At 42.2% G+C, this 21,695-nt stretch carries 23 protein-coding genes; 16 read left to right on the top strand and 7 right to left on the bottom strand.

Going from position 1 to position 21,695, the window contains the following annotated elements; all coding sequences use genetic code 11:
* Positions 1–14: 14 nt before the first annotated feature.
* The 10 genes from ACOOE0_RS07285 to ACOOE0_RS07240 all read left to right on the top strand — a co-directional run bounded on the left by ACOOE0_RS07285 (position 15) and on the right by ACOOE0_RS07240 (position 5,353).
* Positions 15–947 carry a 2-hydroxyacid dehydrogenase gene (locus ACOOE0_RS07285; RefSeq protein ID WP_420401808.1) on the top strand — a complete coding sequence of 311 codons (933 nt, stop codon included), beginning with the start codon at positions 15–17 and terminating at the stop codon, positions 945–947.
* Positions 948–956: 9 nt separating this feature from the next.
* Positions 957–1,373, top strand: coding sequence for a response regulator transcription factor (locus ACOOE0_RS07280; RefSeq protein ID WP_420401807.1), 417 nt, complete (start codon positions 957–959; stop codon positions 1,371–1,373).
* A gap of 99 nt (positions 1,374–1,472) precedes the next feature.
* Entirely contained in the window at positions 1,473–1,979 is a 507-nt protein-coding gene (locus tag ACOOE0_RS07275; RefSeq protein ID WP_420401806.1) for a DUF4199 domain-containing protein, read from the top strand.
* An 87-nt stretch (positions 1,980–2,066) separates the two neighbouring features.
* Positions 2,067–2,522, top strand: a complete 456-nt coding sequence (locus ACOOE0_RS07270; RefSeq protein ID WP_420401805.1) for a DUF1801 domain-containing protein — start codon at positions 2,067–2,069, stop codon at positions 2,520–2,522.
* Position 2,523: 1 nt separating this feature from the next.
* Positions 2,524–2,910: a VOC family protein gene (locus tag ACOOE0_RS07265; RefSeq protein ID WP_420401804.1), complete on the top strand. Its 387-nt coding sequence runs from the start codon at positions 2,524–2,526 to the stop codon at positions 2,908–2,910.
* Between the two features lie 52 nt (positions 2,911–2,962).
* A complete protein-coding gene (locus ACOOE0_RS07260) occupies positions 2,963–3,400 on the top strand; it encodes a DUF4870 domain-containing protein (RefSeq protein WP_420401803.1) in 438 nt (145 codons plus the stop codon).
* 102 nt (positions 3,401–3,502) lie between these two features.
* Entirely contained in the window at positions 3,503–3,832 is a 330-nt protein-coding gene (locus ACOOE0_RS07255; protein WP_420401802.1) for an ArsR/SmtB family transcription factor, read from the top strand.
* Positions 3,829–4,326, top strand: coding sequence for a DUF6428 family protein (locus tag ACOOE0_RS07250; RefSeq protein ID WP_420401801.1), 498 nt, complete (start codon positions 3,829–3,831; stop codon positions 4,324–4,326). Before ACOOE0_RS07255 ends, ACOOE0_RS07250 begins: the two co-directional genes overlap by 4 nt.
* Before the next feature lie 12 nt (positions 4,327–4,338).
* Positions 4,339–4,830 (top strand): GNAT family N-acetyltransferase, encoded by a 492-nt coding sequence (locus ACOOE0_RS07245; RefSeq protein ID WP_420401800.1) that lies wholly within the window; start codon positions 4,339–4,341, stop codon positions 4,828–4,830.
* 100 nt (positions 4,831–4,930) lie between these two features.
* Positions 4,931–5,353 carry an arsenate reductase ArsC gene (locus ACOOE0_RS07240; RefSeq protein ID WP_420401799.1) on the top strand — a complete coding sequence of 141 codons (423 nt, stop codon included), beginning with the start codon at positions 4,931–4,933 and terminating at the stop codon, positions 5,351–5,353.
* 63 nt (positions 5,354–5,416) lie between these two features.
* On the opposite strand, the gene ACOOE0_RS07235 is transcribed toward ACOOE0_RS07240, so the two are convergent.
* The 4 genes from ACOOE0_RS07235 to ACOOE0_RS07220 form a co-directional block, all read right to left on the bottom strand.
* Positions 5,417–6,436, bottom strand: coding sequence for a carboxypeptidase-like regulatory domain-containing protein (locus ACOOE0_RS07235; RefSeq protein WP_420401798.1), 1,020 nt, complete (start codon positions 6,434–6,436; stop codon positions 5,417–5,419).
* Complete coding sequence (locus ACOOE0_RS07230) at positions 6,429–8,228, bottom strand: GNAT family N-acyltransferase (RefSeq protein WP_420401797.1); 1,800 nt, start codon at positions 8,226–8,228, stop codon at positions 6,429–6,431. The genes ACOOE0_RS07235 and ACOOE0_RS07230 overlap by 8 nt, the downstream gene beginning before the upstream one ends.
* A 76-nt stretch (positions 8,229–8,304) precedes the next feature.
* Positions 8,305–9,552, bottom strand: a complete 1,248-nt coding sequence (locus ACOOE0_RS07225; RefSeq protein WP_420401796.1) for an aspartate kinase — start codon at positions 9,550–9,552, stop codon at positions 8,305–8,307.
* Between the two features lie 17 nt (positions 9,553–9,569).
* Positions 9,570–10,064 carry a GNAT family N-acetyltransferase gene (locus ACOOE0_RS07220; protein WP_420401795.1) on the bottom strand — a complete coding sequence of 165 codons (495 nt, stop codon included), beginning with the start codon at positions 10,062–10,064 and terminating at the stop codon, positions 9,570–9,572.
* Positions 10,065–10,177: 113 nt separating this feature from the next.
* Here ACOOE0_RS07220 and fbp point away from each other — a divergent pair, with 113 nt between their 5' ends.
* Complete coding sequence (gene fbp / locus ACOOE0_RS07215; RefSeq protein ID WP_420401794.1) at positions 10,178–11,182, top strand: class 1 fructose-bisphosphatase; 1,005 nt, start codon at positions 10,178–10,180, stop codon at positions 11,180–11,182.
* A 1-nt stretch (position 11,183) separates the two neighbouring features.
* Here fbp and ACOOE0_RS07210 read toward each other — a convergent pair whose 3' ends face one another.
* Positions 11,184–11,606 (bottom strand): TerB family tellurite resistance protein, encoded by a 423-nt coding sequence (locus ACOOE0_RS07210; protein ID WP_420401793.1) that lies wholly within the window; start codon positions 11,604–11,606, stop codon positions 11,184–11,186.
* 108 nt (positions 11,607–11,714) lie between these two features.
* Here ACOOE0_RS07210 and ACOOE0_RS07205 point away from each other — a divergent pair, with 108 nt between their 5' ends.
* Both ACOOE0_RS07205 and ACOOE0_RS07200 read left to right on the top strand, forming a co-directional pair.
* Positions 11,715–14,177, top strand: a complete 2,463-nt coding sequence (locus ACOOE0_RS07205) for a ligase-associated DNA damage response DEXH box helicase (RefSeq protein ID WP_420402203.1) — start codon at positions 11,715–11,717, stop codon at positions 14,175–14,177.
* 25 nt (positions 14,178–14,202) lie between these two features.
* The gene (locus tag ACOOE0_RS07200; RefSeq protein ID WP_420401792.1) at positions 14,203–14,700 is read left to right on the top strand and encodes a gliding motility-associated C-terminal domain-containing protein; all 498 of its coding nucleotides are present in this window, start codon (positions 14,203–14,205) and stop codon (positions 14,698–14,700) included.
* Between the two features lie 29 nt (positions 14,701–14,729).
* Here ACOOE0_RS07200 and ACOOE0_RS07195 read toward each other — a convergent pair whose 3' ends face one another.
* Positions 14,730–15,026, bottom strand: a complete 297-nt coding sequence (locus ACOOE0_RS07195; protein WP_420401791.1) for a putative quinol monooxygenase — start codon at positions 15,024–15,026, stop codon at positions 14,730–14,732.
* A gap of 7 nt (positions 15,027–15,033) precedes the next feature.
* Entirely contained in the window at positions 15,034–15,636 is a 603-nt protein-coding gene (locus tag ACOOE0_RS07190; protein WP_420401790.1) for a nitroreductase family protein, read from the bottom strand.
* 268 nt (positions 15,637–15,904) lie between these two features.
* Between ACOOE0_RS07190 and pdeM the strand changes: the two genes are divergently transcribed.
* The 3 genes from pdeM (at position 15,905) to ACOOE0_RS07175 (ending at position 21,690) form a co-directional block, all read left to right on the top strand.
* Entirely contained in the window at positions 15,905–16,480 is a 576-nt protein-coding gene (pdeM, locus tag ACOOE0_RS07185) for a ligase-associated DNA damage response endonuclease PdeM (RefSeq protein ID WP_420401789.1), read from the top strand.
* Between the two features lie 127 nt (positions 16,481–16,607).
* Positions 16,608–20,048, top strand: a complete 3,441-nt coding sequence (gene mfd, locus ACOOE0_RS07180; RefSeq protein ID WP_420401788.1) for a transcription-repair coupling factor — start codon at positions 16,608–16,610, stop codon at positions 20,046–20,048.
* A 145-nt stretch (positions 20,049–20,193) separates the two neighbouring features.
* Entirely contained in the window at positions 20,194–21,690 is a 1,497-nt protein-coding gene (locus ACOOE0_RS07175) for a hypothetical protein (RefSeq protein ID WP_420401787.1), read from the top strand.
* Positions 21,691–21,695: the final 5 nt, after the last annotated feature.

The raw sequence follows: 21,695 nt of genomic DNA, 5'->3' as shown, positions 1-21,695 counted from the left end.
ACCATAATCTACTGATGAAAGTTCTTCACCTTGATACCAACCATCCCTTGTTATTAGAGCAATTTTCCGAATTGGGTTTTGAAAATGACGAGGACTACCAATCCACCAAGGAACAAGTTGAAAAGAAAATCCATTTATATGACGGTATTGTTATCCGCAGCAGATTCACCATAGACCAACAATTTTTGGACAAGGCAACCAACCTAAAGTTCATTGGTCGTGTGGGTGCCGGACTGGAAAATATTGATACGGCTTACGCCAAACAAAAGGGTGTTTTTTTAGCCTCTGCTCCAGAGGGAAACCGCAATGCAGTTGGCGAGCATGCACTTGGAATGCTCTTATCCCTAATGAACAAGATGAACAAGGCCAATAGGCAGGTGAAGAAAGGCAAATGGGACCGTGAGGGCAACCGGGGTGTGGAGTTGGAAGGCAAGACAGTAGGAATCATAGGATACGGAAATATGGGGAAGGCCTTTGCCAAAAAGCTTAAAGGTTTTGATGTAGAGGTTATTTGCTACGACATAATTGGGGGAGTTGGTGATGAAAATGCGAGACAAGTCGGCATTATGGAGTTTCAACAAAAATCAGATGTGGTAAGCCTGCACATTCCCCAGACCGAACTTACCGTAGGCATGGTCAATTCCGAATTTATTGAAGGTTTTCACAATCCCTTTTGGCTGATCAATACGGCCCGAGGGAAATGCGTGGTGACGAAGGATTTGGTGGAAGGACTGAAATCTGGAAAAGTGTTGGGTGCCGGATTGGACGTTTTGGAGTACGAAAAAAAATCCTTCGAGAACATGTTTGCCCAAAAGCCCAAGGCCCTGAAATATCTCCGTAAAGCCAAAAATGTACTCTTGACTCCACATGTTGCCGGTTGGACGGTGGAAAGCAAAATAAAATTGGCACAGACCATCGTTGACAAAGTCCAAGAGAGATTTTGCTAAATTTAGTAGGTGAAGAAGACCGTTTTTGTTTTTTCCGCCTTGATCGTTGCCTTGCTAATCCTTTTTCAGTTGGGCAAATACTCTTACATCTCCGGAAACCTCTCTATAGAAATTGGAATCGCCGTTGTGGCCGTGGTTTTTTTTATTATTGGAATTTACATTAACAAAAAGACCTTGAACCAAGAAAGGCAGACCGCCAATCCAATTGATTCCGAGAAGATAGAAAAGTTGGGGATAAGCAAAAGGGAGTACCAGGTGTTGGTTTGTATTTCCAAAGGGTTGTCCAACAAGGAAATTGCCGACCAACTTTTTGTTTCCGAAAGTACCATCAAAACGCATGTCTCCAACCTCTTGGTAAAGCTCGATGCCAAACGGAGAACACAGGCAATTCAAAATGCCAAGAATCTAAAGATTTTGGCCGCCTAGTTGACTTTTTCATCCAATTATCAGCTTTTTGGTACTTTAGTATGAGCACCTTATTGGCCTCCTTACCTACTTTTAGCTCAACCAATTAAAACAACATCTATGAAAAAAACAGTATTCCGCTATGGATTTTATGGAGCACTAACCATTTGTCTGCTCTTCTTGATCAGTTGGTACGGATTGCGTGATTTGTCCTTTTCCGCACAGGAAGTAATTGGATATGCTTCCATGGTCATTTCCCTGGGCTTTGTCTATTTTGGGATCAAGCACTTTAGGGATAAGGAGAACCATGGAAAGGTGAATTTTAAAAAGGCCCTGACCGTGGGTGTATTGATCAGTTTGATCACGGCCGTGGCCTTTGGCTTATTGGACGTTTTGTTCACCGAAGTGTTGGAACCTGAATTTATGGAAGAATACTACGAAGCCACAGTCAAAAGCATGAGGGATTCACTCTCGCCTGATGAATTTGAAGTACAACTTGCAGCAATCGAATCGCAAAAGGAAATGTTTTCAAATCCCATATTTTCCTTTGGACTCATGGCCATGACCGTTTTTGTGATCGGGTTTATTATTTCATTGATATCTGCCCTGATCTTGCAACGAAAATAAGATGAGAGAGGAGGTGCTTGGTGCCTAAAATTTACCGAATCCAGCGAATTGATACTTGCTAATTGTGAACTGTTAAATTAAAAAAATATGACTATAGATGCCAAAACCCCTGATGAATACATCAGTAAACTCCCGGAAGAACGAAAAGCGGCAGTATCCAAATTAAGGGAAACTGTAAGGGACAACCTCCCCAAAGGATTTGAAGAGTGCATAAGCTATAAAATGATTGGCTATGTGGTTCCGCATTCGCTATATCCTGGTGGATACCATTGCGACCCAAAATTGCCATTGCCCTTTATCAATATTGCATCGCAAAAACACTTTGTTGCGCTTTATCATTCCGGGATTTATGCCGATAAAGCATTGCTGGATTGGTTTGTGGGGGAATATCCAAAATATGTGAAGACCAAATTGGACATGGGCAAGAGCTGTATCCGATTCAAAAAAATGGAAACCATTCCCTATGATTTGATTAAGGAATTATGTCAAAAAATGAGTCCCGAAGCTTGGATTCAATTGTATGAAAAAAACGTAAAAAGGTAATATGAAAAACAGAGTTACAGGCATTGGGGGCTTTTTCTTTAAGACCAAGGATCCCAATCAAATAAAGGAATGGTACAAAACCCATTTAGGATTGAACACCGACCAATATGGGTGCACTTTTTGGTGGAAGGACAAAGAGGGCAAGGACTGCTCCACCCAATGGGGTCCATTCAAAGAAGACACCACCTACTTTCAACCCAGTGAAAAGCAGTTTATGATGAATTTTAGGGTGGAGAATCTAGTGGAATTGCTGGCGGCTTTGAAAGAGGAAGGGGTAACCATTGTAGGTGAGGTAGAAGAGTACGACTATGGTAAATTTGGATGGATTCTGGATCCAGAGGGCAACAAATTGGAACTCTGGGAGCCTGTTGATAAAGCTTTTCTATAGATATTGATTTATTTGTTACATTTAAAACACAATTAACCAACACATTAAAACAATGTCTGAAGAAAACAAAGATTTGGGAGATAAAGCTGAAGAAGCTTTTGACAACGCAAAGGAAGCAGCCAAAGAAGCTGCAGAGGATGTAAAGGAAGCCGCTCAAGAATTCAAGGAAGATGTCAAAGAGGCCTTTGATGCGAACAATCCGGAAAGCGGAAAGACGGTAGCCATTCTTGCCCACATTACCTTCTTGGGATGGATTATTGCCATTATCATGAACAGCAGTAATAAATCGGAACTGGGTTCATTCTATATTAGACAGACCCTGGGAATTTTCTTAATTGGAATTTTATCCGTCATCCCCCTTCTCGGTATTTTGATCGGACTTTTCTGCTTTGTGCTTTGGATTGTTAGTTTGATAAATGCCATAAATGGATCTCAAAAGCCCATATTTCTTGTTGGAGATTTGTTTCAGAACTGGTTCAAAGGATTATAAAAAGGTTATCAAAAAGCTAGGAAAATATTTCTTAGCTTTTTTATTTAAAGGTTTTATCGTAATATTGCAATATAAAATTATAATTGTCGTTTCATTAAATATATGGGAGTTTCCAAAACACACATATTTTCAGTTTCGCAAAATGAATTGGCCCAGGCAGCCAAGGTGTTGGCACATCCGGCCCGAATTGCCATTTTAGAATACATCAGCCAACAAGAAAATTGCATCTGCAATGATTTGGTGGATGTAATTGGACTTGCGCAACCCACTATTTCGCAACACCTTAACGAAATCAAGAAAATTGGACTCCTTAAAGGAACTTTTGAGGGGAAAAACCTTTGTTATTGCATTAATCAGGAACGCTGGGAGGAACTGCAACAGTCCTTCAATGCGTTTTTTTCAAATATTAACCAAAACTGTTGTCAGATATGAATACATCAGAATTTATTTCATTATTAAAACAGCATCAAGACAAAAGCTTGTTGTTCGAGTATACCCCTGGAAAATTGGTTGGAGCCAATTACCATATCACCGAGGTCAAGAACATAACCATAGACTCAGTGGATTGCGGAGCAGGTACTGATTTCTGGAAAGAGACCATTGTGCAACTTTGGGAAAGCCCAAAGGAAAAAGACAAAAGAGACTTTATGTCTGTCTATAAAGCCTTATCCATCCTTAACAAGGTAGACCGCATCAAACCCATGGTTCAAGATGCCGAAGTCAAGATTGAATACAGCAATGAAACTTTTAACACCGCCCAACTTTTTGTGGAGGATTATACGCTTGACCAAAAAACTTTGACTTTGAAACTTTCTGTTGAAAAAACAGATTGCAAGGCCAAAGAAACCTGTGGGGTTGAGGTAAAAGGAGAGAATACGGTGCTGGAAGCCTCTGCCGGTTGCGCTCCTGAAAGTGGTTGCTGTTAACCAACCTACCCCATGCACATACGCAAAATGAAACCATCGGACTGGGAGCAAGTTTCCCAAATTTATTTGGAAGGCATTGCTACCGGTTTTGCCACATTTGAGCAAAAAATCCCAAGCTACGAGGCTTGGGATAATGCTCATGTGGAACAATGCCGATTGGTTGCGGAGGTCGATGGTGAAATCCAGGGCTGGGCGGCTCTGTCCCCAGTATCCAGTAGATGTGTTTATGGTGGGGTTGGAGAAGTCAGCGTGTATGTAAGCGCAAAAAGCAGGGGAACAGGCGTGGGCCAATTATTGATGGAAAGTCTCATAACGGCAAGCGAAGCAGCAGGTTATTGGACCATCCAATCCGGAATTTTCCCAGAAAACGAAGCCAGTATCAACTTGCATAAAAAGGTGGGTTTTCGATATATTGGGAAAAGGGAACGCGTAGGCAAAATAGATGGCGTCTGGAAAGACAACCTCTTGTTCGAGAAAAGAAGTAAAACCATAGGAATAGATTAATCAATGCCAATGTCACATTGAGTGCAGTCGAAATGGCATTGGTAGAACAAACGTAAACTGTCCACCTCTCGACTGCGCTCGAGGGGACAAATCAAAGAAAATGAAAAACGTATTGGTCCTTTGTACCGGAAATTCGTGCCGAAGTCAAATGGCACATGGTTACCTGAACTATTTTCAAGATTCCCTGGCAAATGTGTACAGTGCAGGAATCGAAACCCATGGACTTAATCCTGGGGCAGTGTCCATTATGAAGGAAGATGACATTGATATTACCCATCATACTTCAAATCATGTGGACGAATATGAGGGAATTGCCTGGGACTATATCATTACAGTGTGCGATCACGCAAAGGAAAATTGCCCCTTTATCCCTGCCCCCAATGCAGAGCGCATCCACCACAACTTTTTTGACCCCTCCAAGGCAGAGGGGACACCAGAGGTTAAACATGCAGCCTTCCTAAAGGCCAGGAACGAAATAAAAGAGTTCTGTAGCAATTTTGTAAAGGAAGAATTACTAAACTAGACTTAGATACGTATAGTTTGTTTAAATGGCGGTTGGGATATGCCTTTCTGCCATTTTCCGTTTTTAAAGGCCGTAGTCAATGGGTAGCATATCCCCAATTCTGGAATCTGCCATGTATCCTCCAAAAACCAATTCCTTAAAGGGGGCACAACCGCCATACCGATCCAAGGAAAACACAGTTTCGGGTTTCTGGATGTTCAAGGTGGAACGATGGTATCCTTTTTTCTTGTGATAAATCACAAACTGCTCCCCCAAAAATTGGATGTTCCTAAAATCTTCCAGGGAATCGTTTTTGACCTCGTATAGTTCAGAGGTGGGAATGTTCTTGAACTTTTTCCGTATCTCAAAATTCTGACGATGGAGATTCCCTTTCCAACAGGAACGCATAAAGTGCATTCTGGAACCTTCATAGGCATTTTTCCTTCGCTTTTGTGCCCTATAATTTCTTGAAGCAATATCAAAAAATTGGGCAGACCCCTCATAGACCGTATGGAAGATGTTATCAATGCGCTTAAGACTGGTGCTCTTAAAATAAATTTTGAACTGTTCAATCTCAAAGGATATCCGATAGCCCAAATAGTCATTCTGAACAATTAATGGCCGATCACTGTGGGCCGTTAAGGTGTTGTTATAGGTATTAAAAAACAGGCGGATATCCTCTTCGTTGACAATGCTGCTATTCTTGCCTCCCCTAGTATCGCCCAAAAATTCAAGCCGGAAAACCTTCAACTTCTGCTTTCGGGAAAAAGGGTCAGCGGTTACAATAATTTCATCCAAGCTTTCAGCCTCCTCGGTCAAGACGATACGAAGAAGTGCGGTGCCCTGTGGCTGAACCAACTTTTTGGTTTTATAGCCCAAATGTCTGATCACCAGGACTGCATTGCTACCGGAAAGGGCAGGAATCTGAAACTTCCCTTCAAGGTCGGTAATGGTGCCAACAGCACTGCCATCATAATACACGGAGGCTCCTGTGATGGGTTCCTTGGTCTTGGAATCCAACACCAGGCCGGAAATTTCTTGGGCCGCACCACTCAAAGATCCCAACAGAAGTACAATGAAAAGAAGGAAATTCAGCTTAACCATTGCCCAGTTTCCTTTCCAATTCGGCCTGGAACTCCTCCATTACAGGTTTCACGGTGCTTTCCGGTAAGTCCGCAATTCGAATATACATGAGTCCGTCCACCGAGTTGTTGAACAAGGGATCCACATTAAAGGCCACCACCTTTGCATTTTGTTTGATGTACTTCTTGATCAACACAGGTAACCTAAGACTTCCAGGCTCTACCTCACTGATCAATTTGTCAAACTTATTTAGGTCCGCTTGGGTTTCATCAAACACAAACTCCTTATCTGCATCCTTCAACTGAACCTTAAACTCCTTTTTGGGCCTAACGTATTGGGCCACATAGGGATCCCAATAGTTGGACTTCATAAATTCTATCATCAGGGATTTGGAAAAATTGGAGAATTGATTGCTAATACTAACTCCGCCAATCAAATATTTGTGTTCGGGATGTCTCAATGTGGTATGCACAATTCCCTTCCATAGCAAGAACAAGGGCATGGGTTTTTGCTGATACTCCTTTACGATATAAGCTCTTCCCATTTCGATGGATTGCTCCATCATGCCGTAAAGCTCCGGCTCAAATCGGAATAAATCCTGAAGGTAAAATCCATCAATCCCAAACTCTTTGAAGATTTCCTTGCCCAATCCCATTCGGTAGGCCCCAACAATGCACTTGTCCTCATCGTCCCAAAGAAATAAATGATGATAGTATGAATCAAAGCCGTCCAGATCTATGGCATTATTGGTTCCCTCTCCTACTTCCCGAAATGTAATTTCCCGTTGTCTTCCTATTTCATTCAGGATAAATGGCATGTCCTTCTCTTGGGCCAAATACACCTCGTAGTTTTTGCTTTGCAATAAACGACAATCCTTTTCCCGTAATTTTTCTATCTCTCCCTGTAGTACTTCCACGCCAACCTGGTTGGCAATTTTCTTGGGAGGTTTGGGAATCTTCAATGTTGTGGGCACCTTGTCAATGAGGCGTTCCTTTTCAAAAACATTGGCCAATAAATAGGTCTTTTTCCTAAGCAATTCCGTAAAAGATTCCAAAGTAGGTTCTTCGTTCTGCGTTTTTACAGAGATGGGTTGACCAATCCGAACCTTAATGGGACGCCTACTTTGCGAGGTTAATTCCGAAGGCAATTTAGCCGTGCGGAATACGTCGTTCATTTTGGACAGCTTGTAAAAAAGCCGACTGTTCCGTGCATGGAAATAAATGGGAACCACAGGTACCTCAGCTTTGCGAATCAATTTGAGTGCCGCCTCTTCCCAGGGTTTGTCCACAACCAGTTTTCCATCCTTATAAGTCGAAACTTCCCCAGCGGGAAAAATCCCCAAAGGATGACCTGCCTGCAAATGCAAAAGTGCGTTTTTGAACCCCATAATACTGCTCTTGGCATCCTTGTGATTTTCAAAAGGATTGACGGGCATGATGAAGGGCTTTAAAGGCTCTATGCGGTGCAAAAGAAAATTGGCAATGATTCGGAAATCGGCACGCTGTTGCAACATTAGCTTTAACAACAATACACCATCAATTCCACCCAACGGGTGATTGCTTATGGTAATATAAGGTCCAGTCTTGGGTAGTCGCTTAAGGTCTTCTTCGGGAATCTCAAAGTCAATTTCGTAATGCTCTAAAATGGCATCCAAAAACTCCGTTCCCTGCAACGATTTGTTCTTGTTGTAAAATCTATTTATGCTGGTAATCTTGGTGGCCACCATCAGCAACCAACCTATGAAGGTTCCTAAAAAGCCATATTTGTCCAGATTGATGACCTTTGCAACCTCTTTCGCAGAAACCAGCCCCATAAGCTAAATATTAGGTAAGCATAAAGATAGAAAAATACCAATATTGGTACGGCCGTACCCTATCATTTGGGAAACATTATTTTACAACGAGCTGAACTGTCTCTTTTCCACGTTGTTCCACTAAAACTGACCGTCCATTTTCCAGGGATTTCACCGCGTTATCATCAAAATGGCGGATCGTATAAAGGGAAACATCTTCATGACAAACCACTTTAAACTTTCTTTTCAATTCGTCCAACATGGGTTGAAGCCCGTTAAACTTGTTGTCCAAACAAACTGAAAAACTAATCGCGGAATTCTGGATCAAATCCACTTTCATCCGATGGTCATGGAGCAATTTGAATATTTCGCTGATATTGTTCTCCACAATGAAAGAGAAATCCAGTGAGGAAAGTTTGATCAGTACCTGGTTCTTCTTCACAATAAAACAGGGCACCTTTGGAGATATCCCTACCCCTTTGCCTACGGTGGTACCATCGTTTGTTGGGTTAACAAAGGATTTGACATGTAAAGGAATCTCTTTGCGTTGCAACGGCTGAAGCGTTTTGGGGTGGATTACGGAAGCTCCATAAAATGCCAGTTCTATAGCTTCGCGGTACGAGATTTCGTCCAACAATTGGGTCTCATCAAAATTCCGAGGGTCGGCATTCAGCACTCCTGGTACATCCTTCCAAATGGTCACGGAATCCGCATTGAGGCAATAGGCCAAAATAGCTCCCGTGTAATCCGAACCCTCCCTTCCAAGGGTAGTGGTAAAATTATTATCATCGCTACCTAAAAAACCTTGGGTAATATAGAGCTTTGAGGTGTCCAGTTTGGATACCTGCTCTTGGGTCCGTTCCCAATTTACCTTCGCATCCCTATAGCTATTATCCGTCTTGATCAAGTTGCGCACGTCTTGCCAGATATTGGGCAATCCAACTTCATTTAGGTACTCACTAATGATGGTGGTAGAGACCAATTCGCCATAGCCCACCACTTGATCATAAACAAAGGCATTTTTGGGAGACTTGTTCCAAGCAAGAAAGCCTTTAACTTCCTCAAAAAGCGTTTTTACCTTCCCATAAACTGGATGATTTTTATTTTCGAACAGCTCTGAAAGGATGGTTTCATGATATTCCCAAACCTCTTGTATACTGGAAGATACTTGACTCTTATTGTTAAAATAGGCGGCCACCACCTTTTCCATGGCATTGGTGGTTTTTCCCATGGCAGAAATTACGACCAAGGTGTCTTCATGACCAACTTCTTTTAGAACTTTGACGACATTTTTCACCGCCTCGGCGTCTTTGACCGATGCCCCTCCAAACTTAAATACTCTCATTAATTATTTAGCTATGGTTATATGGAAGATTCTTCCAGTTTTTCTACATATGTTTTAATGCCATTTTCATTCAGATGGACCACATCCCAGTCCCTTTTTACGTCGGCGCCCTTGTTCTCATAAAATGCTATGGCTGGGTCATTCCAGTCCAACACTTCCCAAGATATTCTTTTGACGCCCAAACGGTGTCCGTATTTCACCACCTCGTCCAAAAGGGCAGTCCCCAGACCACTTCCGCGCATTTCTTTGGACACAATTAAATCCTCCAAATGCACTATAGGTCCCTTCCATGTTGAATATCTAGGATATATAAGCGCAATCCCTACAACTTTGTCCGCTTTCTCCGCCACAAAGCAATGGAACATTTTTTTATCTCCAAATCCATCCCTTACCAATTGTTCCACGGTAACCTCAACCGCTTCAGGTTCTTTTTCAAATAATGCCAACTCTTGGATCAGTTCCAAAACTTGCACCATATCTTCTTGCCGAGCATCTCGAATTGAAAATCCCATATTGTTACAAATAAAACTCAAAGTTATAAATTTCTAAATCTTTATAGTAGCGAAAACGATATAGTTTCACAAAATGCACGATATTTGCGCTCAAATAAAACAGTGCTGCATATATGTCCAGTAAGAACAAAACCCTAGGTGAATTTATCATTGAAAACCAGACAGAGTTTAGGTATTCCACTGGGGAACTTTCCAAACTGATCAACGCCATTAGATTGGCTGCAAAAGTTGTAAATCACGAAGTTAACAAGGCTGGATTGGTTGACATTCTAGGAACTGCCGGTGACACCAATATTCAGGGGGAAAATCAACAAAAATTAGATGTTCTTGCCAATGAAAAGTTTATCCAGACTTTAAAAAACAGGGAGATTGTTTGCGGTATTGCTTCGGAGGAGGAAGATGATTTTATAAGCATCAATAGCCAGGATGAAAACCATCAGAACAAATATGTGGTGCTCATTGATCCCTTGGACGGGTCTTCCAATATTGACGTCAATGTTTCCGTAGGAACCATATTTTCCATTTATAGAAGAGTAACCCCAGTGGGAACACCGGTTACCCTTGAGGATTTTCTTCAACCTGGCAAAAATCAGGTGGCTGCAGGATATATCATCTACGGAACTTCCACCATGTTGGTCTATACCACAGGGCACGGGGTCAATGGTTTCACGCTAAACCCGGCCATTGGCACTTTTTACCTGTCACACCCCAATATGCAGTTCCCGGAAACAGGAAAAATCTACTCCGTAAATGAAGGGAACTACATCCACTTTCCGCAGGGTGTAAAAGACTATATCAAGTATTGCCAAAAAGAAGAGGGAGATAGACCCTATACCAGCCGATATATTGGTTCCTTAGTCTCTGATTTTCATCGGAACATGATCAAAGGCGGAATTTATATGTATCCCAAGAGTAGCAAAGCGCACAAAGGTAAGTTGCGTTTGTTGTACGAATGTAACCCCATGGCATTTTTGGCCGAGCAAGCCAATGGAAAAGCCAGCGATGGTTTCCAACGAATTATGGAAATTCAGCCAACGGAATTACATGAAAGGGTTCCGTTTTTCTGTGGTAGTAGAAAAATGGTGGAAACGGCCGAGGAGTTTATGGCCAATTCCTAGTTTATTTTTCCATGAGGAACATATAATCCTCAAAAGAAATTTTTCCTGTAAAGATAGCTACCGATTTATCCACTAAAGCCTCAGCTTTTTCAGGTGAATATCCCAATCCCACAGCGTACTTAACGATAAGTTCCTTTTGGGCTTCATCGATTTTTTGGTCAGCAAGGGCCATCCCAAAAAAGTCAAAAAGTCGTGTCAATCTTCTTTCAGAACTGTGGGGAGTCTCAATAGGGTATTTGTTCTCCTTCTTCATCACTTCCTTGTATTCGGCATCTGTGATGTTTAATCGGAACGCAAACTTGTCCAAAACCGCTTTTTCCTGCGCATTGATTTCACCATCAACGGCGGCCAAACTGGCCAAAGTGGCAAAATGGGCCAAATTTCTTCGTTGTTCTCCGTGTTCGTAAAGATCTAAAATGGGCATATCCTAAAATTTGTTCGGCAAATATAAATCTTAAACCAAGGACGGTAAAATTATCCCCGAAAGAAATTGTAATTTTCTTTCCGCTAGTCAATTTCACATCCTAATCCACTGAAAAAATCCGAGCTTTTTCATATTGCCCAAGAATGGTTCCATCAACAAGGATGGAAACCTTTTGCTTTCCAGAAACAATCTTGGGAAGCTTTTTTGAATGGGAAGCACGGACTGCTGAACGCCCCTACAGGCAGTGGAAAAACCTACGCCCTTTGGTTTCCGATTGTCTTGGACTACATCCGAAAAAATCCTGATTATAAAACCAAACACAACAAAGGACTAAAGGCCATTTGGATCACCCCATTGCGAGCACTTTCGCAAGAAATTAAACAATCCGCAGAACGCATCACACAGGACTTGGGCGCCCAGATGACCGTGGGCATACGAACCGGTGACACCTCCACTGCAGAAAGGGCCCGACAGAAAAAGAGCATGCCGGACCTGTTGATCACCACCCCAGAAAGTCTTCAACTCTTGCTTTCGGCCAAAGGCTACGACAAAGTGTTTAAAAATTGTGCCGCCGTTGTTGTGGATGAATGGCACGAGCTTTTAGGTTCCAAAAGAGGAGTCCAAATGGAATTGGGGCTTTCCCGTTTAAAAACCATTTGCACGGATTTACGCATTTGGGGTATTTCAGCAACCATTGGTAACTTGGAACAGGCTAGGGAAGTTTTACTGGGACCCACTAGTGAGGCCCTGTCTAATTCCGTATTGATCAAGGCCAACCTCAACAAAAAAATCACCGTAAAAAGTATCATCCCCAAAAAGATGGAAACTTTCCCTTGGCGCGGCCACTTGGGTCTTCATCTTTTGGAAGAGGTGGTCCCCATAATCAACAAAAGCAAAACCACATTGTTGTTCACCAATACCCGAGGGCAGTGCGAAATTTGGTTTCAGAAAATTTTGGAAAAGCATCCAGAATATGCCGGGGAGATTGCCATGCATCACGGAAGCATTAACAAGGACACCCGACTATGGGTGGAACAGGCCATCCGAAATGAAAGTTTGAAAGCCGTGGTCTGTACTTCCAGTTTGGATTTGGGTGTGGACTTTGCCCCTGTGGAAACCGTAATCCAAATTGGTGGCCCAAAAGGCGTGGCCCGATTTCTCCAACGCGCAGGACGGAGCGGCCACCGTCCAGGTAAGGAAAGTGTTATCTATTTTTTGCCCACCCATGCCATTGAACTCATTGAGGCATCCGCTATGCAAAAGGCTGTTTTAAATGCTGCAGTGGAAGATCGGATTCCCTACTTGAACAGTTACGATGTATTGATACAATACCTAACCACCTTGGCGGTTTCTGACGGTTTTTATCCTGATGAGATTTATAGGGAGGTGAAGCAAACCTTTTGTTACCAAACCCTGACCGAAGAAATTTGGCAGTGGTTATTGAACTTTTTAGTGTTGGGAAGCCAGAGCCTAAAAAGTTATGACGAATACAAAAAGGTAGAGGTAGATACTGATGGGAGGTTTAAGGTAAACAGTTTGGCCATAGCGCGAAGGCATAGATTCCAAATAGGAACCATAGTGGGGGATGCAAGTTTGTCCGTTCGCTACCAAAAAGGCGGTTACATTGGCACCATTGAAGAATCTTTTATCTCCAAAATGACTTCAGGGGATGTCTTTACGTTCGCAGGTCGGAATCTGGAGTTCATAAGAATTAAAGGCATGACCGCGCAAGTGCGAAATTCCTCCAAGCGTAGCAATAAGATCCCGTCCTGGATGGGAGGTCGTCTGAGTTTTTCAGCTAAAATGTCCGAGTTGCTGCGGCAAGAATTGTACTCCGCAGAACTCCCACTCGCCGAGCAAGCTATAGAAATTAAATCGCTGGCATCCATGTTTGCCAAACAACGGGAAGAAAGTATAGTTCCTCAACCTCATCAACTATTAATAGAGACGTTTAAGACCAATGATGGATACCATCACATCTTCTATCCTTTTGAAGGCAGGGCCATCCACGAGGGGATGAGCAGTTTGCTAGCCTATAGGATTAGTCTACTCTCCCCTATTACCTGCTCCTTGGCCTTCAACGATTACGGTTTTGAATTACTCTCGGACAAGCCCATAGACATCCAGGCGGTTTTGGACAACGATCTGTTCACCTCGAAATACATGCTTTCGGACCTTCAAAAGAGTTTAAATTCCAACGAAATGGCACGACGGAAGTTCCGGGATATTGCCGTCATCAGCGGAATGGTGTTCACGGGTTATCCTGAGAAAGGCGTAAAAATGAAGCACCTGCAAAGCAGCTCCCAATTGCTGTTTGATGTCTTCAAGGATTTTGAAGATGACAACCTACTCTACCAACAGGCGTTTACCGAGACCTTTGAACATCAGTTGGAAGAAGGTAGATTGCGATTGGCCTTAGAGCGAATTGCCCAACAAGAGGTGGTTTGGAAGCAGTGCAACAACCCAACTCCCTTTTCATTTCCAATCATTACGGATCGTCTCAGGGAAAAACTATCCAATGAAAAACTGGCAGACCGCATCAAACGGATGACCAGAATTCTGACTAAATGAAATACCTTTATCCAAACTAATTTCTATGATTCTCCAAAAAGCCAAATTTTACATTTTCTTCATGCTATTGCTTTCTCTTTTTTCTTGTAAAAATGACGATTCTGGGAGTGGTCAATTTATATGTTGTACCAACGAAATTGATGGGAATGTCAACAATTTAGATGACATTCCAGAGTTGGCAGAATTGGATGACATTGAAGTATTTAACTGGTTTACCCCAAACGGAGACCGTGTCAATGATGCCTTTGCTATCGCGAATATCCAACTTTACGAAAATCACAAGGTTCAAATCTTTAGATTGAATGGTGATATGGTGTTCGAATCCGAAAACTACTCTGGCGGAGATAATTCAACTTGGTTTACGGGTAATAATCTTCCTCAAGGGAGCTATGAGTATAAAATTGTGATAGAAAACGAATCTGTTTTTCTTCTTCGAGGATATCTCTGTCTAATTAAGAACCCACAAGAAAACTTTACTTTCGAACCTGGATGCAGACCACTCTTGGACCCGGTAATTAATTAACAAAGGCCTAGGGTTGTTAAAATGAAAAATTAACCTACTAGCGTCATCTCGTGCAAAGCAAAATCCTCAACTGCACCTTCGGTAGCTTTCATATAAGCCGCAATATGCGGATTGTCCATATGCTTTTGCCATAGTTCCCTTGTTGTCCAATTCTCATAAAACAAGAACAAATTTTCATTTTCATTGTCTTGGTGCAGGTCATAGTTGATGCACCCCTCTTCTTCCCTGGTAGGGGCAATGAGTTTTATTAATTCCGATTTTACCAATTCCCGTTTTTCAGGTTTTGCCAAAATTCGGGCTACGATGGTTAATTGTTGATTTGCCATGCTATTTTTAGTTTATGGTTGTTACTACATCAGCTAGTGCTCTTCTGGATTTTGGATTCTTAGATGGCTGATTGAAATCATCCTCATCCCTATATCCGATGGCTACGCCCACCAAGGCGTGATGGTGTTCCGCACCTAAAATCCGGTTGTATTTTTCGGGCTCAATTCCCTCCATGGGTGTGGCGTCTATCCCCATGGACGCGCAAGCCGAGAGAAATACACCCAATGCCAAATAGGTTTGGCTGTCAAACCAGGCCTTGATCTGTGTTTCCGGTTGCGGCTTTAAAAACTGCTTGTAATATCCCACAGCAGGTTCCGGCAAGGTTTCTTCAATTTGTTTCTCAAACAAGGGAATGGAATCGATTCTACTGAATACAACCAAGGTGTCGCAATCCAAGATTTTTTGTTCGTTAAAATAAGACGCCTGGGCCAATTTGGCTTTAACGGCCTCATCCCGTACAAAGGTAAACCTCCAGGGTTGACTGTTAATGGAAGAAGGGCTTAATCTTACAATTTCTTTCAGCTCCTCAAGTTTGGCGGAATCTATTTTACGTGTTGCGTTATACTTTTTTGTGGTATAGCGCTCCTGCATGGCATTGATAAAATTCATATTTTATACTATATTTTTTATAGTTACAAAACTAACTATAGTTAATAGTTTACACAATAACGGTCAAAAAGGATAGTAGCAAATTTATAGATTAAACCATGTTTACCGTAAAAGACATAAGCTACGGTTGCTATATTCAATAGTTGAATCGGACGATTTTGTGGCGGAAAACCATGCGAACTGGGATAAGCACGTATCTTAGCTCATTGTGAAGAACGTTTCGGTAAAAATCCAAAATCAAACTTTTCTATTACATCCATTGGGAGGTATGTTCTGGGAAGAAAAATCCATGTTGCTTATCAGCGATGTGCATTTGGGAAAGGTAGCCCATTTTAGAAAATTCGGTGCCGCGGTTCCCCGAAAGGCCATTCATAAAAACTACGTGCTACTAGATCAAATTGTATCGGATTTTGAACCCTTTCAAATTTGCTTTTTGGGTGATTTGTTTCACTCCACCTTGAACAAGGAATGGGAACTCTTTGAAAATTGGGTGGCCAAAACACCTTCAGAGATTTTGCTGGTTGCAGGAAACCACGATATTATCTCACCCCATAAATTTGAGAACCTTGGCATTCCCATTTTCCAAGAACTGATTATGGATGATTTCCTTTTGACCCATCACCCTGAGGAACGCGAGGGTTATTTCAATTTTTGTGGGCACATCCATCCAGCCGTCAAACTTAAAGGGGGTGGTAGACAAACGCTACGTTTGGCTTGCTATTTCAAAACCAAAAATCAACTTGTTTTTCCTGCTTTTGGCGCATTTACGGGCACCCATACCTTGAAACCCAAAAGAGGGGACGAAGTGTTTGTCATTGTGGAGGACGAAGTAGTGAAAATTTAGGTTTCTTATCTCCCCCCACTAGAAAATTATCGCATAGGGCAACGTCCTTCGGAACACCACTGAGAAATACTCTTGAACCATTGTACACAAACTTCCATCCCATTATATTTGCAGCAAATTTGTTGGATTGACCAAATCGTCCATTTCCCAACTCTTTGAACAGTCTCCCCAACTAGGGAAACTGCGGGATGCTATTGCCCCAAACCAAGATGCAACTGAACCCATAGCCGTTAAAGGTCTTACCGGCTCCGCCCTTTCCTTTGTCATTTCCTCCACCTTCCAAGAAGCGGAGGTTCCTTTTCTGGTTTTGTTGAACGACAAGGAGGAAGCGGCCTATTACCTTAATGATTTGGAACAGTTGGTAGGTGAAAAAAATGTCCTCTTTTATCCGGGCAGTTATCGCAGACCTTATCAAATTGAGGAAACGGACAATGCCAATGTGTTGCTTCGTGCTGAAGTGCTCAACCGAATCAACTCGCGCAAAAAACCAGCAATAATCGTCACCTATCCCGATGCCCTTTTCGAGAAGGTGGTCACCAGAAAAGAGTTGGACAAAAACACTTTAAAAATCAAGTTGGAGGATACGCTGTCTCTTGATTTTTTAAACGAGGTGCTGTTTGAATACCAGTTTCAACGGGTTGATTTTGTCACGGAGCCTGGTGAGTTTTCGGTACGCGGCGGAATCGTGGACGTGTTTTCCTTTTCGCATGACGAGCCCTACCGTATTGAGTTTTTTGGGGACGAAGTGGACAGCATCCGAACTTTTGATGTGGAAACACAGCTGTCTACGGATAAAGTGAAACGAATTACCATTATTCCCAATGTTGAGAACAAATTTTTGCAAGAGACACGGGAGAGCTTCCTAAAATATATTTCGCCCAAAACCGTCATCTTTTCCAAGAATTTGGATTTGGTCTACTCCCGAATCGATGCTTTTTTTGAAAAAGCAGAGGACAGCTTCAAGCAATTGAGTGAGGAGATCAAACATGCCCAACCGGAAGAGCTGTTTGTGACTTCGGATTTGTTGAGAGGGCAACTACAGGACTTTAAACTAATATCTCTTGATGGTGTCTCATCGAGCGCCGTGTCTACCGACAGGCAGGCAGTCGAGATGGATCGGGCTATGTCTGTCCAATTTCTCGACTCCGCTCGAAAGGACAAACATATAATAACCTTCAATACCAAACCACAACCAGCTTTCAATAAAAAGTTTGACCTGTTGATTGCAAACCTTAATGAAAATCATCAGGCAGGTTTTACCAACTACATTTTCTGTTCCACGGAGCAGCAAGCCAAGCGATTCCATGATATTTTCCAGGATATTGAGGAAGAGGTTCACTACAAAACTCTAGTTTTCCCAATTTATCAGGGTTTTGTGGATTCCGACCTTAAACTGGCATGTTATACCGATCACCAAATATTTGAACGATACCACAAGTTCCAGCTCAAAAATGGCTATGCCAAAAAACAGGCTATCACCCTAAAAGAGCTTAACAAACTGGAAATTGGGGATTACGTAACCCATATAGATCATGGTATCGGAAAATTTGGCGGGCTTCAAAAGATTGATGTTGAGGGCAAAAAACAAGAGGCCATAAAATTGGTCTATGGAGACCGAGATATCTTATATGTAAGTATTCATTCGCTGCACAAAATATCCAAGTTTAATGGAAAGGACGGCGCGATACCGAAAATTTACAAACTGGGCTCAGCGGCCTGGAAAAAATTAAAGCAAAAGACCAAAAGCAGGGTCAAGAAAATTGCTTTTGACCTTATCAAGGTCTATGCAAAACGCCGTTTGGAAAAAGGGTTTCAGTATGCACCTGACAGTTATTTGCAGCATGAACTGGAAGCCTCATTTATTTATGAGGACACCCCTGATCAGGAAAAGTCCACCCAAGATGTAAAAAGGGATATGGAAAGCGAGCGCCCCATGGATCGATTGATCTGTGGTGATGTGGGCTTTGGAAAAACCGAAGTGGCCATACGGGCGGCCTTTAAGGCGGTGGACAATGGAAAGCAGGTTGCGGTTTTGGTCCCCACCACCATTTTGGCCTTCCAGCACAACAATACATTTAAAAAGCGATTTGGAGAACTTCCAGTGACTGTTGACTACCTGAATCGCTTTAGAACGGCCAAGGAAAAACGGGAAATCTTGGAGCGCTTGGCTCAAGGTAAAATCGATATCATCATAGGCACCCACCAGTTGGTGAACAAAAATGTGCAGTTCAAGGATTTGGGTCTTTTGATCGTGGATGAGGAACAGAAATTTGGGGTAGCCGTAAAGGACAAGCTCAAATCCATTAAAGAAAATGTGGATGTGCTTACCCTTACCGCAACGCCTATTCCTCGAACCTTACAATTCAGTTTGATGGCGGCTCGGGATCTGTCCGTGATCAATACACCTCCTCCCAACCGCTATCCCATTGAAAGCCGCGTCATCCGATTTAGCGAAGAGATTATTCGGGATGCCGTTTCTTACGAAATCCAACGGGGAGGACAGGTGTTTTTTATCCATAACCGCATTGAAAACATTAAAGAAGTCGCTGGGATGATCCAACGTTTGGTCCCTGATGCCAAAATCGGTATTGGACATGGGCAAATGGAAGGAAAAAAGTTGGAGCAACTGATGATGGCCTTTATGAATGGGGATTTTGATGTGCTGGTATCCACCACCATTGTGGAAAGTGGTTTGGACGTGACCAATGCCAATACCATTTTTATCCATAATGCCAATAATTTTGGTTTGAGTGACCTTCATCAAATGCGAGGCCGAGTGGGAAGAAGCAATAAAAAGGCCTTCTGCTTTTTCATTACCCCGCCTTACGAGGTCATGACCCCAGATGCCCGAAAACGTATTGAGGCCCTGGAGCAGTTTACGGAATTGGGCAGTGGTTTCAACATTGCCATGAAGGATTTGGAGATTCGTGGAGCAGGAGATTTGTTGGGCGGCGAGCAAAGCGGATTTATCAACGAGATAGGTTTTGAGACCTATCAAAAAATATTGACCGAAGCCATTGAGGAGTTGAAGGAAAACGAATTCAAGGAATTGTACGAAGAGGTGGAAGGTGAAAAGCCCAAGACCTATGTGAAGGACACCCAATTGGACACTGATTTTGAACTCCTCTATCCAGATGATTATATCAATAATATCACTGAACGCTTGAACTTGTACACCCAACTGAACGAAGTTCAGGATGAGGAGGGGCTTCAAAAGTATGAAGCGGAGCTGGTAGACCGTTTTGGGGAACTGCCCTCTCAAGCAGTAGATCTTTTGAACTCCGTTAGAATCAAGTGGATCGCCAATACAATTGGACTTGAAAAAGTGGTGTTGAAGAAGGGCAAATTCTTAGGTTATTTTATTGCCGACCAACAATCCGATTTTTACCAAAGTCCTGCTTTTACCCAAGTGCTGCAGTATGTACAGTCCAACCCAAGAAGTTGCCAACTCAAGGAAAAACAAACCCGTAATGGTCTGAGGTTGTTGTTGGTTTTTGACGGCATCAATTCTGTGGAAAAAGCTCTTGGAGCATTAGAGCCTTTTCGCTTTCAAGAATCAGTAGCGTAATTCAAATTATCTCTGTGTTCGGAATTAAAGTGCAATAACCTTCAATCCAAATTTGATTGAATTAATCTCCAGTAACATAGTTATTTTTCCTACTTTTTTATTTAATTCGCTACTGTTTATCGTTCACTTTTAAACCAACCTCTTAATGATCAAAAAAATCTGTTTTCTCGTTTTCCTAAATCTTTCACTACTCGCAACTTCCCAAAGCACCTATTTCAACATTACCGAAACCCCTGGTTATCAAGACACAAATAAAGCATCCGCCGTAAAAGCAGTTCATACCACTTCGGATGGGGAAATTGCCATTGCCAGCGTGGGCAAAAAAAAGTTGATGTTTGACGTTTATGACAACAAGGCAAATCGGGTTTTCAACCAGTTTACCTTGCTGGAAAAAAAGGAAAGCGTTGTAGATCATATAGCGCATGACAATCTTTTGAAAGTCTTTACCATTTACAAACCCACTAAAACGGAACGGGAAATCCGATGCCATATCTTGGATGTTGAGAACAAGACCTTGGAGCAAGTGGAGCTTTTTAAAGCAGTGGTCGAAAAAAAACAAGCCCTATTTTCAGGTCAGAATAAAAGACAGACCCATTTTGCAGTTTCACCCAATGGAAATTATTTTGCAATAGCCACAGACAATGTTAAAAAGACCGCCAATTCCTATAATGTTCGGGTTTATGATTCACATAACATGAAATTGGTTTACACCAAAGCCTTTTTTGAGAATCCAGAGAAGTTCTTTAAGTCTTTTGATATGACCCTGAGTGATGAGGGGAGCGTATTTACCGTTGGAAAGGAATATAAAGATGGACGTGCGGAAAGGCAGGGTGAAAATCCCAATTACGACATCGTTCTTCATAAAATATCTGAAGAAAATAGCATCTCCAGTCGGATTGGGTTGGATTCCAACCAACACATTGCCGACTTGAAAATAGTGAACAAGACGTCGCATCTGGATCTCTACGGATTCTACTCCGAAACCAGGGCTGGAAGAATTACAGGCCTTAGCAAAATTACCGTGGATACCAAGAACATTGACAAGACTGATATTAAACTATCCAAACTACCCGAATCTGTACTAACCGACCTGTATTCCGCTAAAAGAGTAGAAGCCAAAAAAGACAAGGACCTTGCCCAATATCTGCTGGATTATGTAATTGAAGATGATGAGGGGAATACGACCTTATTGGCGGAGCAGTTTTATGTTACCCAAACCTATGTGAGCAACGGACAGTACGGAGGCTACATGATGACCATATTGCATTACGACAACATACTGGTTCTAAGACTGGACAACAATGGTGATGTTCAATGGGGAAGAAGTATTTTTAAGGTGGCCAGTGCACCCTCCTATAATGCCTTTATGGTCAAGGATAAATTGCATGTAATGTTCAATACGGGGAAAGTTAAAAAGAAAACCGATGGAAGGGTCAAGGCCAAAACGGGAATATTTCAAAAAACTGCCTTGTACGACTATGTATATAGTATGGACGGGGAGGTAGTACAAGAAAAAATAAGGGACAATAGTGGAATCAATGATATATACCATCCTTATAATGGTTCGTATCAGGATGAGAAATTCATCATGCTCAATGCCTCCAACGAAAACAAAAAAGTGATGCTCCTGGAACCTAAATAATGGAT

The organism is Flagellimonas sp., from assembly GCF_965215805.1.
Lineage (GTDB): Bacteria > Bacteroidota > Bacteroidia > Flavobacteriales > Flavobacteriaceae > Flagellimonas.
Note: the sequence above shows the minus strand (reverse complement) of the source record. Positions and strands in the feature narration are given on the sequence as shown.